This is a genomic window from Aureimonas altamirensis (genome assembly GCF_001463885.1).
Lineage (GTDB): Bacteria > Pseudomonadota > Alphaproteobacteria > Rhizobiales > Rhizobiaceae > Aureimonas > Aureimonas altamirensis.
In genome coordinates this window covers 1-14,047 of record NZ_BBWQ01000026.1, presented here as the reverse complement: position 1 = coordinate 14,047, position 14,047 = coordinate 1, and the positions used below count along the sequence as shown (strand labels likewise).

Below are 14,047 nucleotides of genomic sequence, written 5' to 3'. Positions count from 1 at the left end.
CCCATGGCGATCTTGCCTGCCGATACGATGAACGAAATCCTCAAGCGGTCCGAGCACCTGGAGGCCGAGATGGCCAAGGGACCGGAGCATGAGGTTTATGCGCGCCTGGCCGCGGAATATTCCGGGCTGGAAGACGTCGTCGCGGCCATCCGCGCCTATAATGCCGCCACGCGCGAGCGCGCCGACCTGAAGGGCCTTCTGGACGACCCGAGCGCCGACCGCGAAATGCGCGATCTGGCCGCGGCGGAGATGGACGAACTGGCCGACCGCATCGAGACGCTGTCGGACGACATCCTGATCCTGCTTCTGCCCAAGGACGCGGCCGACGAGAAGGGCGCCATCCTGGAAATCCGGGCCGGCACCGGCGGCTCGGAGGCCGCCCTTTTTGCCGGAGACCTGTTCCGCATGTACCAGCGCTATGCCGAGTTGCGTGGCTGGAAGGTGGAGATCCTCGACGCCTCGGACGGTGAAGTCGGCGGCTATCGCGAGGTGATCGCCGAGGTGCGCGGCAAGGGGGTTTTCTCGCGGCTGAAGTTCGAATCGGGCGTGCACCGGGTGCAGCGCGTGCCGGCAACGGAATCGTCCGGGCGCATTCACACGTCGGCGGCAACGGTGGCCGTGCTGCCCGTCGCCGAGGATGTGGACATCGAAATCCGCGCCGAAGATATCCGCATCGATACGATGCGCGCATCCGGCGCCGGCGGCCAGCATGTCAACACCACGGATTCCGCCGTGCGCATCACCCACCTGCCCACCGGCATCATCGTCACCTCGTCCGAAAAGTCCCAGCACCAGAACCGCGCGCGGGCCATGCAGGTTCTGCGCGCGCGCCTGTTCGACATGGAGCGGCAGCGGGTCGAGAGCGAACGGTCCGAGGCGCGCCGCTCGCAGGTGGGCTCGGGCGACCGGTCGGAGCGCATCCGCACCTACAACTTCCCGCAGGGGCGCGTGACCGACCACCGCATCAACCTGACCCTCTACAAGCTCGACCGCGTCATCGAAGGTGAGATGGACGAGCTGGTCGACGCGTTGATCGCCGATCATCAGGCGGCGCAACTGGCATCCATGGGTGTCGATGCCTGAGGTGCCCACCATCGGCGAGCTTCTGGCAGAGGCGCGGGCCGAGCTGGCTGCGGCCGGCATCGACAGCGCTGCGGCGGATGCCCGCATTTTGATGATGGACAGCCTGGGCCTGACGTCGACGGATCTTCACCTGCGCTCCGGGCAACGCCCTGCGCAGCCGGTGGAGCCGTTCCGGGAAAGGCTTCTGCGGCGGATTTCGGGCGAGCCGGTCTACCGCATCCTCGGCTATCGTCCGTTCTACGCCCACGAGTTCACGCTGTCGGCGGATACGCTGGAACCAAGGCCGGACACCGAGGCCCTGGTGGATCTGGCCATCGAGGCGCTGTCCGCCCGCTTCGGGCGGGAAACGCCGTTTCTGTTTGCCGATATCGGAACCGGCACGGGCGCCATAGCGGTGTCGCTGCTGGCCGCGTTTCCGCTTGCCAGGTGCATCGCCGTCGACATCGCGCAGGGCGCCCTGGACACCGCTATGCAGAATGCGCGGCAGGCCGGCGTCTCTGACCGCATCCGCCCGCTTGTATCCGACTATATGGGCTCGATTACCGAGCCTTTGGACGCCATCGTTTCCAATCCACCCTATATTCCTTCACACGAGATCGATGGGCTGGATGTCGGTGTCCGCTGTCACGACCCGCGCCGCGCGCTGGACGGCGGTGCGGATGGTCTCGATGCCTACCGCGCCTTGGCTGATGGCGCGGCGAACATTCTGCGGCCGGGCGGCGACATGCTGCTGGAGATCGGCGCTGGCCAGGGCGACGACGTGCGCAACCTGATGGAGCATGCGGGGCTTGCTTTCGTCACGTCCAAGGCGGACCTCGGCGGGCACGAGCGTGCACTTCTGTTCCGGCGTTCCGCCCGATGACAATTACGAACACAATGCACAATTAAATAGGAAGAGGACCAACAAACCTCTTGTGAGCGCGCTTCGGAGCCACTAGGACTAAATCCAGAGACGGATATTCGGCAGGGCTGGCGCAGCGCTTCATACGAGGCGGTCGCGCCGAAAGCCCCCCGAAAAGGCTCCGATCCGTCCAGGTGTCGGTGAACACTCGCGGGACACGACCAACACGAAACATGGCGAGCATGGGCGGCGCATTCGCTGAAGCGGATTCTGCCGCAACTGCTCAAACGCTGATTTTCATGCGTGGCGGCCTGTGCCGCCCGAAAAGATGGGGCCAGACCGGACGAACAGGCAGCGCGATTTTCATGCGCCGACCGAAACGGACCGTGTGATCCAAAGACAGGAAAAGCATGAGGCCACAACAGCAGAACAAGCGTATGCGTGGACGTGGGCGCAAGGGCCCGAATCCGCTGGCGCGCAGCTACGAATCCAATGGACCGGACGTGAAGATTCGCGGCACGGCCCAGCACATCGCCGAAAAATATACGACGCTGGCGCGCGATGCGACGGCCTCCGGCGACCGCGTCATGGCGGAAAACTATCTTCAGCACGCCGAGCATTACGGGCGCATCGTCGCCGCCGCGCAGGGGAGTTTCCAACTCCAGTCCAATGAGCGCGATTATGATGGCGACGAGGACGAGGGCGACGATCTGCCGGTCGAGGGCAGCGCCCCGAACGGCCAGCACAACAACGGCCAGCACAACGGCTACAATGGCGATCGTCAGCACAATGGGGGCGAGCGTCAGCACAATGGCGATCGTCAACACAATGGCGGCGAGCGCCAGCACAACGGCCAGAACCGCCAGGATGGCGGCCGGTCGGACAATCAGCGCAACGACGGCAACCGCGACCGCCGCAACAATTTCCGTGACCGGCAGGGCAATGGCGAGGGCTACGCGTCCGAGGCCGGGTCCGAAGGTGACGACGGCCAGAACCGTCAGGATGGCGGCCGGTCGGATAACCAGCGCCACGACGGTAACCGCGACCGCGACCGTCGCAATAATTTCCGCGACCGGCAGGGCAATGGCGAAGGCTACGCATCCGAGGCTGTGGCCGAAGGTGAAGACGGCCAGAATCACCAGAACGGCAATCGCAACGACAACAACAACCGCAATGACGGCAGTTTCCGTCGTGACCGGGACGATCGTCGCACCCGCTTTGCCGAGCGCCGCGAACGCTTCAACCGCGAGCGTGGCGACGGGCAGGTCGGCAGCGATGGCCAGGATGTCGGCGCCGTGGGCGCACCGCAGCCGGAAATCGATTCGCCTGCATTCGCCGACGACGCGTCGACGACGCCGTCCGTCGAGGTGAAGGCCGAGCAGGGCCGCCGGCGCGGTCGCCCGCGCCGCGATGAAGACGAGGCGGCAGCCGGCGCCGATGCACCGGTGAATGCCGAAATTCCGGCTCCGGCCGCCGGGCAATCCCCCGCCACCGTAAGCGCCGATGCCGTCGACGCGGTCGATGCCGATGCGAAGCCCGCTCCGCGCCGGCGTACCCGCGCCGCCGCCAAGGTTGAGGGCGATGACGCCGGTTCGGAAGCGCCCAAGCGCAAGCCGGCCCCCCGCGCCCGCCGCAAGAAGGCGGAAGATGACGACGCATCCGATGAGAACCATCTGCCCGCGTTTCTTGTGGGTTCGGATAGCTGATCGCCATCTGCTGCATGGGATCGGATTGAATCTGGGCCGGCTTTGCCGGCCCTTTTTCTTTGCGCCCAATCTTTTACCGGGGCATCTTTTCGGCAGGCTCGACCCATCCCATATCCGCTGCAGCGGTTCGCCTGAAGGGAACCGACTCCACGGTGTGGCGATGGATGCCGAAGATCGGGCCGTCGCCGTAAAGGAGATGACCGGATGAATATCGAGAAATACACGGAGCGTGCGCGGGGCTTCGTACAAGCCGCGCAGACCCTCGCGCTCACGCGCGACAACCAGCAATTCCTTCCCGAACATCTGTTGAAGGTTCTGGTGGACGATCCGGAAGGGATGGCCACGGGCCTGATCGAACGCGCCGGTGGCCGGCCGCAGGACGTAAGGCTGGCGGTGGACGCCGCCGTTGACGCCATCCCCCGGGTGACGGGCGGGGCAGGGCAGATCTATCTTGCGCCGCAGACGGCCAAGGTGTTCGCCACGGCCGAGGACATCGCCAAGAAAGCAGGAGACAGCTTCGTAACGGTGGAGCGGCTGCTGCTTGCCCTGGCCATGGAGAAAAGCGCCAAGACCTCCGAGATCCTGGCCAAGGCCGGCTTGACGGCCAATTCCCTCAACGCCGCCATCAACGAGATCCGCAAGGGCCGCACTGCCGACAGCGCATCCGCCGAACAGGGCTACGATGCGTTGAAGCGCTATGCGCGCGACCTGACCAAGGATGCCCGCGAAGGCCGGCTGGACCCGGTGATCGGCCGCGACGATGAAATTCGCCGCACGATCCAGGTTCTGTCGCGCCGCACCAAGAACAACCCGGTTCTCATCGGCGAGCCTGGCGTCGGCAAGACGGCCATCGCCGAAGGGCTGGCCCTGCGCCTCGTCAATGGCGACGTGCCGGAATCGCTGCGCGACAAGCAGTTGATGGCGCTCGACATGGGCGCGCTGATTGCCGGCGCGAAGTATCGCGGTGAATTCGAGGAGCGGTTGAAGTCCGTTCTGTCGGAAGTGCAGTCGGCCGACGGAAACATCATCCTGTTCATCGACGAGATGCACACGCTGGTCGGCGCCGGCAAGGCGGATGGCGCCATGGATGCGTCCAATCTGTTGAAGCCCGCGCTGGCGCGCGGCGAGCTGCATTGCGTCGGCGCAACGACGCTGGACGAGTATCGCAAGCACGTCGAAAAGGACCCGGCGCTTGCCCGTCGTTTCCAGCCCGTCTTCGTGGACGAGCCGACGGTCGAGGATACGATCTCGATCCTTCGGGGCCTGAAGGAGAAGTACGAGCAGCACCACAAGGTGCGGATATCGGACTCTGCCCTGGTGGCGGCTGCGCAGCTTTCCAACCGCTACATCACCGACCGCTTCCTGCCCGACAAGGCCATCGACCTTGTCGACGAAGGCGCGGCACGCCTGCGCATGGCCGTGGATTCCAAGCCGGAAGCGCTGGACGAGATCGACCGTCGCATCGTGCAGCTCAAGATCGAGCGCGAGGCCCTGAAGAAGGAAAAGGACGATGGCGCCCGCAGCCGGCTGGAGCGGCTGGAGGCCGAGTTGGCCGACCTGCAGGAGCAGTCCGATGCGTTGACCGCCACTTGGCAGGCCGAAAAGTCGAAGCTCGGCCATGCCGCCGAACTCAAGCGCCAGCTCGACGAAGCGCGCAATGCGCTTGCCATCGCGCAGCGCAATGGCGAATTCCAGCGCGCCGGCGAGTTGGCTTACGGCCAGATTCCGGACCTCGAGCGCCAGTTGAAGGAAGCCGAAACGGCAGACCAGTCGCAGACGGGTTCGATGGTCGAAGAGACCGTCACTGCCGATCATGTCGCGCAGGTCGTTTCCCGCTGGACCGGCATTCCCGTGGACCGGATGTTGGAAGGCGAGCGCGATAAGCTCCTGCGGATGGAAGATGTCCTCGGGCAGCGCGTCGTGGGACAGGGCGAGGCGGTGCAGGCCGTTTCGCGCGCCGTGCGGCGTGCGCGTGCCGGCCTTCAGGACCCCAACCGGCCCATCGGATCGTTCATCTTCCTTGGCCCGACGGGCGTCGGCAAGACGGAGTTGACCAAGGCGTTGGCCGGTTTCCTCTTCGACGAGGAAACCGCGATGGTGCGCATCGACATGTCGGAGTTCATGGAAAAGCATTCCGTGGCCCGGCTGATCGGCGCGCCTCCCGGCTATGTCGGCTATGAAGAGGGCGGTGTCCTGACCGAGGCGGTTCGGCGCCGGCCCTATCAGGTGATCCTGTTCGACGAAATCGAGAAGGCGCATCCGGACGTGTTCAACGTTCTGCTGCAGGTTCTCGATGATGGTCGGCTGACGGATGGACAGGGCCGTACGGTCGATTTCCGCAACACGCTGATCATCATGACGTCCAATCTGGGCGCGGAGTATCTTGTGGCGCTCAAGGACGACGAGGATGTCGAACTGGTGCGTGGGCAGGTGATGGATGTGGTGCGGGCCAGTTTCCGCCCCGAGTTCCTGAACCGCGTCGACGAGACGATCCTGTTCCACCGGTTGCACCGCTCCGAGATGGGCGCGATCGTCGATATTCAGATGCGGCGGCTTGAAAAGCTGTTGCAGGAGCGCAAGATCACGCTGGAGCTCGAACCGTCGGCACGCGACTGGCTGTCGGAAAAGGGCTACGACCCGGCCTATGGCGCGCGCCCCCTGAAAAGGGTGATCCAGCGCGAGGTGCAGGACCCGCTGGCCGAGCGCATCCTGCTTGGCGAGATCAAGGACGAGGACAGCGTCAAGATTTCGGCTGGCAACGACAGGTTGCAATTCTACGTTGTCGGCTCGAAGGCCGAGACACCCGGCGACCGGTTCGCTGCATAAGCCAAAAAAAGGGGCGGCCTCGCGGCCGCCCCTTCTATTTGCCTATCAGGCTCCGGTCAGTAGTAGCCGAGGCCGTAATAATCGTTGATGCGCCGCCCATAGGCCGGATCGACCCAGTCGGGCCGGTCGCTTTCCGAGTAATGCGGTGCGCCTTCGAGCTGCTCGCGTGTCAGGCCGACGACATAGCCGCCTTGCCGCTCGTCGTATTTCAACACTTCCCAGGGCAGCGGATGGTACTCTTCGCCGATCCCCAGGAAGCCGCCGAACGACATGATCGCATACTTGACCTTGCCGTCGCGCTTGCCGATCACGAGATCGTAGATGTGCCCAAGGCTGTCGCCTTCGGTGTTGTAGACTTTCGTTCCATTGACCCGGCTTGCTTCGATGGCGTCAGCACCAACCTGTACGTCACCGTTCGGGCTTACCTCATAAGTCGAGGACATGGGGATACCTCCCTTTTTCGTCCTTGGTCCGCTTCTGGAACGACGCAAGCCGCGTGCTCGTTCCGGTTCGGCATTGTCGAAAGCAGGATCGAAAGGCTGGACAACAAATGCGGATTATAGATTTCGCCGATGGCGACGGCGTTCCGGCCATCGGGCAGGGCACCTGGATGATGGCCGAGGGCCACCAGTTGCGCGATGAGGAGATCAAGGCGCTGCGCGTCGGTTTCGATCTCGGCCTGACACTGGTGGATACGGCCGAAATCTATGGCGGCGGCGCTTCGGAAGAGCTGGTGGGCGAGGCCATGGAAGGGCGCCGCGACGAACTCTTCGTCGTTTCGAAGGTCGCCCCGTCGCATGCGTCGTCTCTCGGCACCATCCGCGCGCTGGAGGCAAGTCTCAAGCGCCTGCGCACAGACCGGATCGATCTTTATTTGCTGCATTGGCGCGGCGGCTTTCCTCTGGCGGAGACGGTCGATGCGCTGGGCCGCCTGCGTCAGGAAGGCAAGATCCTGATGTGGGGCGTCTCGAACTTCGATACGGACGATATGCAGGAACTGATGGAAACGCCTGGCGGCCGCGCCTGCGCCACCAACCAGATCCTCTACAATCCCGAGGAACGCGGAACCGAATATGACCTTCTGCCGTGGATGCGGCGCGAGGGGATGCCGGCCATGGCCTACTCGCCCGTGGGGCAGGGTGGGAGCTTGCTGCGGCATGAAGCTCTTGCCCGCGTTGCCGGAAGGCACGGTGTCAGCCCGGCGCAGGTGGCGCTGGCCTTTGCGATCCGCGATGGAAACGTGATCGCCATTCCGAAAGCCGGCACGCAGGAGCATGTGCGGCAGAATGCCGCTGCGCTGCACCTTCATCTGGAGGCCGAGGATATGGCGGTGCTGGACGCCGCATTTCCGCCGCCGTCGCGCAAGGTCCCACTGTCTATAATCTGACCCGATATCGGTTTTGGACGAGGTTTCGATGAACCTGCGAGCGATTGCGCTTCTCTGCCTGGCACTATCGACGCTTACGGCCTGCGGCACGATTGCGCGTGGGACAAACGATGACGTGACGATAGAGGTGGAGCCGGCGGACGCGCTGGTGCGCACCAGCTACGGCCGGGTGTGCCGCGGCCCCTGCAAGATCCGTGCGCCGCGCGCCGAGGATTTCACCGTTACCGCCGAAAAGCCCGGCTATGCCAGCCAGACGGTGGAGGTGCGATCCAGGGTCAGCCTCGCTGGAGCCACGGGGGCGGCACGCAACGTCATGACCGGGGTGGGCGTGGTGGGTGCCGGCGTCGACGTCTATTCCGGTGCAATCTACGATCACGAGCCCAATCCCGTCCGCTTCCGCCTGCGCCGGGCCGAACAGGGGCCGGCACGGCCGGGATCATAAGATGGCGTTGCTCGGTATTTGCCATTCGGTAACCATATCTTGCGATAGAATGAAGCCTGAACATATTCGTTTGGGACGGTGAAACCTCTGGTCGAGCGTCTCGGCTGGAAAGGATTGATGATGATGGCGTTGCGTTCTCGCTGGACATTCGCGTTCCTGGCGATCCTGCCGCTGGCCGCGACCTCCGCGCAGGCGCAATACGGCTATGATTACGGGCGCGATCCCTACGGTGCGCGCGATCCCTATTACGATAACCAGAATATGGGAGACGTCCGCCGCTTCATCGACGAAGACGGACGCATCGTGACGGTGGATCCTTATGGCCGCGTCGTCTCGATCGAGGAGCCGGCCCGCCGTGCGCCGCCTGCCGGCGCCATTCTGGAAGGACCGGCAGAGCGATACGATCCGTATGGCAATTACGGAGCCGGCCCGTCGGATTCCATGCCCTTGCCGCCGCCGGGCGCCTCGCAGCGCGCCGGTATCCCGCCGGTGGACAACACCTATACGGGCTCGGTCAACCCGGCAGAGCCGGCCATGCCGGCGCCCGGCCAGCCGATGATCGAAACCAACCCCGCACCGGCGGTCGCCGGCCCGACCGGGCGCAACGCGAAGGCCGAAGTGGCCGCGCTGCAGGTGATCCTCGATCGCGCGGGCGTATCTCCGGGCGTCATCGACGGACGCATGGGGTCCAACGTCAACAAGGCCGTCGCCGCCTATCACGAAATGACGGGTCGCCTTCTGGACGCGACAAGCCCGCAGGCGCTGCTGGAAGAACTGTATGCGACGGGCGGCCCGGCGGTCGTGGAGTATGAAATCACCAACGAGGACGTTGCCGGGCCCTTCGTCGCCTCGATCCCTTCGGACTATGCCGAAAAGGCCACGCTGCCGGCGATGTCCTATGAGCGCGTTTCGGAAATGCTGGCCGAACGGTTCCACATGGACGAGGCGTATCTGAAGGAAATCAACCCCGGCGCCGATTTCAGCCGTCCGGGCACCATCCTGCGGGTGATGGATACGGGCTCCAACGTCAAGACGCCGGTTGCCCGCGTGGTGGCCGACAAGGGCCGCGAGCAGGTGCGCGCCTACGACGAATACGGCCGGCTGGTCGTTGCCTATCCCGCCACGATCGGCTCATCCGCGACACCATCCCCCACCGGAACGCATACCGTGGCGCGCATCGCGCTGAACCCGAACTATACGTACAACCCCAAGATCAATTTCCAGCAGGGCAACAACACCGGCGTCCTGACGATCCCACCGGGGCCCAACGGCCCGGTCGGTTCTGTCTGGATCGCCTTGTCCAAGCCGACCTACGGCATCCACGGAACGCCCGAGCCGTCGCAGATCGGCAAGACGAACAGCCATGGCTGCATCCGCCTGACCAACTGGGATGCCCAGGAACTGGCAAAGCTGGTGAAACCGGGCGTAACCGTGGAGTTTCACGACTGACATGATCTCCATCCGGCCGGTCGTCTTCGCCGCTTGCCTTTTCGCTTCCGGCATCGGCTGTGGCGCCGCCGGGGCGCAGCAAAACCCTCCCGTTCCGACGCCGGTCCCCGGTGGCGAGACCGCCGTACCGGACGCTCCCAGCCTGGAAGGGCAGGATATCCCGGAAGAGGCTATCCCTGTCCCCGAGCTGAAGCCGGGGGAGCAACCGGAACCCGGCGCGGCAGACCCGCAGCCTCAGCCTGCGCCAGAGCCCGAATCCAAGCCGAAACCGACGTCCGCCGATATGCCCGAGGGCCCGCAAGCCGCTCCGCAGGGCCCGGCCCAGCCAAGCCCCGCCTATATCCCGCCCGAAAAAGCGCGCACCAGGCCGGAGCCGTCTGCCCCGACCACGCCGGAAGCCGCCGTGACGCCGGAGGAATCCGTCGAGGCGGCGGAAGCCCTGCTGGATGCGGAGACCTGCGAGGGCGAGTTGAAGAAGCGTGGCGTCGAATTTTCCATCGGAGATTCGATTGCCGATGGTGATTGTGGCGTGCTGCGCCCGGTCACGATCAAGTCCCTCAGCACCGGCATGACGGTATCCCCCGATACGCAGATGCTGTGCCGCACGGCACTGGCGCTGGATATCTGGGTGGCCGAGGGCGTGGTGGCGGCCGCAAAAAAGGCGCTGCCCGACGAGGAACTCTCCTCCATCACGCACGCATCCACCTATGTGTGCCGCGCTCGCGCCAGCGAAAGCCGCATTTCGGAGCACTCGCGCGGCAGCGCCATCGACATCGCCGCCTTCGGGTTCCGGTCGGGCAAGAGCATCACCGTCGAGCGGCAGGAGCCGGCTTCGGCGGACGATCGGTTTCTGGCGGATTCACGGCGCGCGGCCTGCGGTCCGTTTCGCACGGTGCTCGGACCCGGCACCGATGCCGATCACGATACGCATTTCCATCTGGATATCGCTGCACGCAACAATGGCTCCACCTACTGCCGATGAAACTTGAGGCTGCGTCGCCCCGCAGCTACAAGGCGTCTGACTTCAAGGTTTCCGGGAGGGACGACAGATGCCATACGATGCCGCAGCAAACCGCTATGACGACATGCCCTACAGGCGCACGGGGCGCTCGGGGCTTCAACTGCCGGCAATCTCGCTGGGGCTCTGGCAGAATTTCGGGGGTGTCGACAGTTTCGAAACGGGGCGCGCCGTGCTGCGCCGCGCCTTCGACAGGGGCGTCACGCATTTCGACCTTGCCAATAATTACGGCCCGCCCGCCGGCTCGTCCGAAGAGCAGTTCGGGCACTGGCTGGACCTGGATTTCCGCCCCTATCGCGACGAGTTGATCGTATCAACCAAGGCAGGCTACCTCATGTGGCCCGGCCCTTACGGCAATCTCGGCTCGCGTAAATACATCCTCGCCAGCCTGGACCAGAGCCTCAAGCGCATGGGGCTGGACTATGTGGACATCTTCTACCACCACCGGCCCGATCCCGACACGCCGCTTGAAGAAAGCATGGGAGCGCTGGATCAGGCGGTCCGCTCGGGCAAGGCGCTTTATGTCGGCGTCTCTTCCTATTCGCCGGAGCTGACGCGCGAGGCGTATCGCATTCTCAAGGCGCAGGGTACGCCCTTCGTCATTCACCAGCCGTCCTATTCCATGCTGAACCGGTGGGTAGAGGACGGCCTTCTGGATACGCTGGCCGAACTCGGCCTCGGCTGCATTGCCTTCTCGCCTTTGGCGCAGGGCCTGCTGACGACCAAGTACCTGAATGGCGTGCCCGAAGGCTCGCGTGCGACGCGCAGCGTTTCATTCTCGCCGGAGCTCATCACCCCGGAAAACATCGAGCGGATCTCCGCGCTGAACGAGATCGCCAAGGCGCGTGGACAGACCCTGGCGCAGATGGCCATCGCCTGGGTTCTGCGCAATCCGGCCGTATCCTCGGCACTGATCGGCGCGAGGAACGTCGAGCAGCTCGACAATTCCCTGGATGCGCTGAACAATCTGCAATTCTCAGAAGAGGAATTGCGCTCCATCGATACCCACGCCACAGAGGGCGGCATCGATTTGTGGCGCAATCACTCCAGCATCAAACCGACCGCCTGAGGCGGCGAGGTTTCGTCAGCGGCCGGCAACCCGCATGTCGGCCGCGCCTTCCTCGATCAGCGTATCGATACGGGCGCGTTCTTCCTGGAAGGCGTCCATCTGCTCGCCCTTCAGGGCGCGGCTTGCCGGCAGGCGGATGCGCATCGGATCGACCCGCTGTCCGTTGACCGAAACTTCGTAATGCAGGTGATTGCCGGTGGACAGGCCCGTCGATCCGACTGCGCCGATCACCTGTCCCTGCCGGACCTTGGCCCCTACGACAACATCCTTGGCGATGGAGTTCTGGTGCGAATATGAGGTCTCGTAGCCATTGGCGTGCTTGATGACGGTCTGGCGTCCATAGCCGCTGGTCCAGCCGGCATGGGTGACCGTGCCGGATGCGCTGGCCAGGATCGGCGTGCCACGCGGTGCCGCCCAGTCCACGCCCCAATGCATGCGCGAATAGCCAAGAACGGGATGCCGGCGCGACCCGAAGGACGAGGTGAAGCGCCCGTTTGGAACGGGGTTGCGCAGCATGAACTGGCGCGCACTGCGCCCCTCGGCGTCGTAGAAGTCGAGAATGCCGGCGTCTGGGTCCCAGAAGCGGTAGTATTTCTTCTCGAAATTGCCGAACCGCGCCTCGACATAGAGGATATCGGAATTCTCGTCGGCTTCCGTCTTTCCGTCCGTCAGCGAATAGAGGACGGTCAGCTTGTCTTCCGGCTCCAGGCGCGCCTGGAAATCGAGATCGGCGGCCAGAAGGCGCACCAGCCGGCGCACCAGCCTTTCATCCAGCCCGTAGGAAAGCGACGCCTGGTAGATGCCGTCATAGACGGTCGGCATGCTGGAGCGCATCGGCTCTTCGGTGGCGTTCTCGTCGAAGGCCTCGGCAACCGAACGGCTGAGCTGCGGTTCCGGACCTTCCATGTAGGCGCCGTCATCGGCACGCCCCACGGTCGCCAGATGGTCGATGCCCCGATAGGCCGATACGCGGACAAGGCCGGGGTCGCCCTCATGCGCCAGGAGGCCAAGCCGGAGCACTTCGCCGGCGCGCATCTCGGTGCGGCCCAAGAGCTTGCCGAGTGCCGCCGCCGCCTTGCTGGCCTCTGCCTCGGGGTAGCCGTTCTCGGTCAGCGCCTTTTCGATGCCGTAGGTCTCGCGCAGCGGAATGATCTCTTCCGTATACCGGCCGGCATGGGCGGTGCCGTCGTCGGCCTGCGATACGGAGACGTTTTCCTGGATGACGCGGAAGGCAGAGCCCGGGACATACCCCTGGATGTCGCTCATCGGATCGAAGCGGCCTGGGTCGAACGGCAGGAAGGCTGCAACCTGGACGGGCGTCGTCTCCAAATCTTCCTCGGTCTGGCGCAACAGCGCCTCGGCCTCTTCCGTACCGATATCGTCGAGATCGTCCAGGTCGGCGCTGGCCATGTCGAAGGGCTCGACGGCAAGCTGGACATCCGACTCGACGCGGGAGCCGTAGATCTGTCCCTGCTCGCCCAGCCGGTCGGCGTCGACCTCGGCGTCGTCTTCGGCAAATACCTTCAGCGGATCGAAATCGGGGTAATCTTCGGTAGCGGTATGCCGCGCGCCCAGCATCATCGCCACATAGGCGATCGGCACCGTCCGGATCACATCCCGGTTGCCGTCGCTGATCATGGTGGGAACTTCCAGCACCTTCTTGCTGCGCGACAGGGGAATTGCGGTCGCAAAGACGCGCTCGCCGCGGATCGTCGGCACATCGGGCGCCGCGGATGCCGCCGCCAGATTCTGGACGGCAGGCCGCGCCAGGACGGGATGGCCCTCATGCGCGGCCGAAAGCGCAATGCCCATCAGCGTCACGGAGGTGACGCCGGTCAGAAGCGTACCCGCCAGCCAACGCGCCGAGACCTGACGCCGATCCGGCCGCCGCCGCTTGTCGGCGACCAGCGGAGGCGTATCCCCCAACTCGTCGAGCACATGGCGTTCCTGCTTCATTCCGCTCCTGCTCGTTACCCACCCCGGCCTTACCGCGAAACGATTGGCCGGTTTATCCCTTGCCTGTCAATCTCGCGTGCGATTTGGCCGTCGATAAGGCGAGCGTAGGGGGGCTCCCAAGGCGGGGGATTCGCTGGCTCAGGCGGGCGATTCCCCGAGATTCGGCCGCAAATACACCCCTGGGGTTTGACATCGGGGGAGGGGATACCCAGATAGGGTCCAGGCAAGTCGTTGTCGTACAAAGCCTTTTGAGGTTTTTCGACAGTTTTG

Annotated in this window: 11 protein-coding genes; 9 read left to right on the top strand and 2 right to left on the bottom strand. The window is 64.6% G+C overall.

The genetic code is table 11. The features are described from left to right. Window positions 1-3: 3 nt before the first annotated feature. The 4 genes from prfA (at window position 4) to clpB (ending at window position 6,456) form a co-directional block, all read left to right on the top strand. Entirely contained in the window at window positions 4-1,083 is a 1,080-nt protein-coding gene (gene prfA, locus AUL31_RS19490) for a peptide chain release factor 1 (protein ID WP_060610726.1), read from the top strand. Continuing rightward, window positions 1,076-1,945 carry a peptide chain release factor N(5)-glutamine methyltransferase gene (prmC, locus tag AUL31_RS19485; protein WP_082647035.1) on the top strand — a complete coding sequence of 290 codons (870 nt, stop codon included), beginning with the start codon at window positions 1,076-1,078 and terminating at the stop codon, window positions 1,943-1,945. Before prfA ends, prmC begins: the two co-directional genes overlap by 8 nt. A gap of 389 nt (window positions 1,946-2,334) precedes the next feature. Next, complete coding sequence (locus tag AUL31_RS19480) at window positions 2,335-3,630, top strand: DUF4167 domain-containing protein (protein ID WP_082647034.1); 1,296 nt, start codon at window positions 2,335-2,337, stop codon at window positions 3,628-3,630. A 204-nt stretch (window positions 3,631-3,834) separates the two neighbouring features. Continuing rightward, a complete protein-coding gene (gene clpB, locus AUL31_RS19475) occupies window positions 3,835-6,456 on the top strand; it encodes an ATP-dependent chaperone ClpB (protein ID WP_060610716.1) in 2,622 nt (873 codons plus the stop codon). Between the two features lie 56 nt (window positions 6,457-6,512). Here clpB and AUL31_RS19470 read toward each other — a convergent pair whose 3' ends face one another. Next, the gene (locus AUL31_RS19470; protein WP_060610714.1) at window positions 6,513-6,899 is read right to left on the bottom strand and encodes a PRC-barrel domain-containing protein; all 387 of its coding nucleotides are present in this window, start codon (window positions 6,897-6,899) and stop codon (window positions 6,513-6,515) included. Between the two features lie 107 nt (window positions 6,900-7,006). On the opposite strand from AUL31_RS19470, the gene AUL31_RS19465 reads away from it, so the two are divergent. The 5 genes from AUL31_RS19465 (at window position 7,007) to mgrA (ending at window position 11,821) form a co-directional block, all read left to right on the top strand. Further along, window positions 7,007-7,843, top strand: coding sequence for an aldo/keto reductase (locus tag AUL31_RS19465; protein ID WP_060610712.1), 837 nt, complete (start codon window positions 7,007-7,009; stop codon window positions 7,841-7,843). 28 nt (window positions 7,844-7,871) lie between these two features. Further along, entirely contained in the window at window positions 7,872-8,285 is a 414-nt protein-coding gene (locus tag AUL31_RS19460; protein WP_073469589.1) for a hypothetical protein, read from the top strand. 123 nt (window positions 8,286-8,408) lie between these two features. Further along, a complete protein-coding gene (locus AUL31_RS19455) occupies window positions 8,409-9,734 on the top strand; it encodes a L,D-transpeptidase family protein (RefSeq protein ID WP_244489468.1) in 1,326 nt (441 codons plus the stop codon). A gap of 1 nt (window position 9,735) precedes the next feature. Beyond that, window positions 9,736-10,716, top strand: coding sequence for an extensin-like domain-containing protein (locus tag AUL31_RS19450; protein WP_060610708.1), 981 nt, complete (start codon window positions 9,736-9,738; stop codon window positions 10,714-10,716). Between the two features lie 67 nt (window positions 10,717-10,783). Beyond that, the gene (mgrA, locus tag AUL31_RS19445; RefSeq protein WP_060610706.1) at window positions 10,784-11,821 is read left to right on the top strand and encodes an L-glyceraldehyde 3-phosphate reductase; all 1,038 of its coding nucleotides are present in this window, start codon (window positions 10,784-10,786) and stop codon (window positions 11,819-11,821) included. A gap of 15 nt (window positions 11,822-11,836) precedes the next feature. On the opposite strand, the gene AUL31_RS19440 is transcribed toward mgrA, so the two are convergent. Continuing rightward, window positions 11,837-13,777 (bottom strand): M23 family metallopeptidase, encoded by a 1,941-nt coding sequence (locus AUL31_RS19440; RefSeq protein WP_060610702.1) that lies wholly within the window; start codon window positions 13,775-13,777, stop codon window positions 11,837-11,839. Window positions 13,778-14,047: the final 270 nt, after the last annotated feature.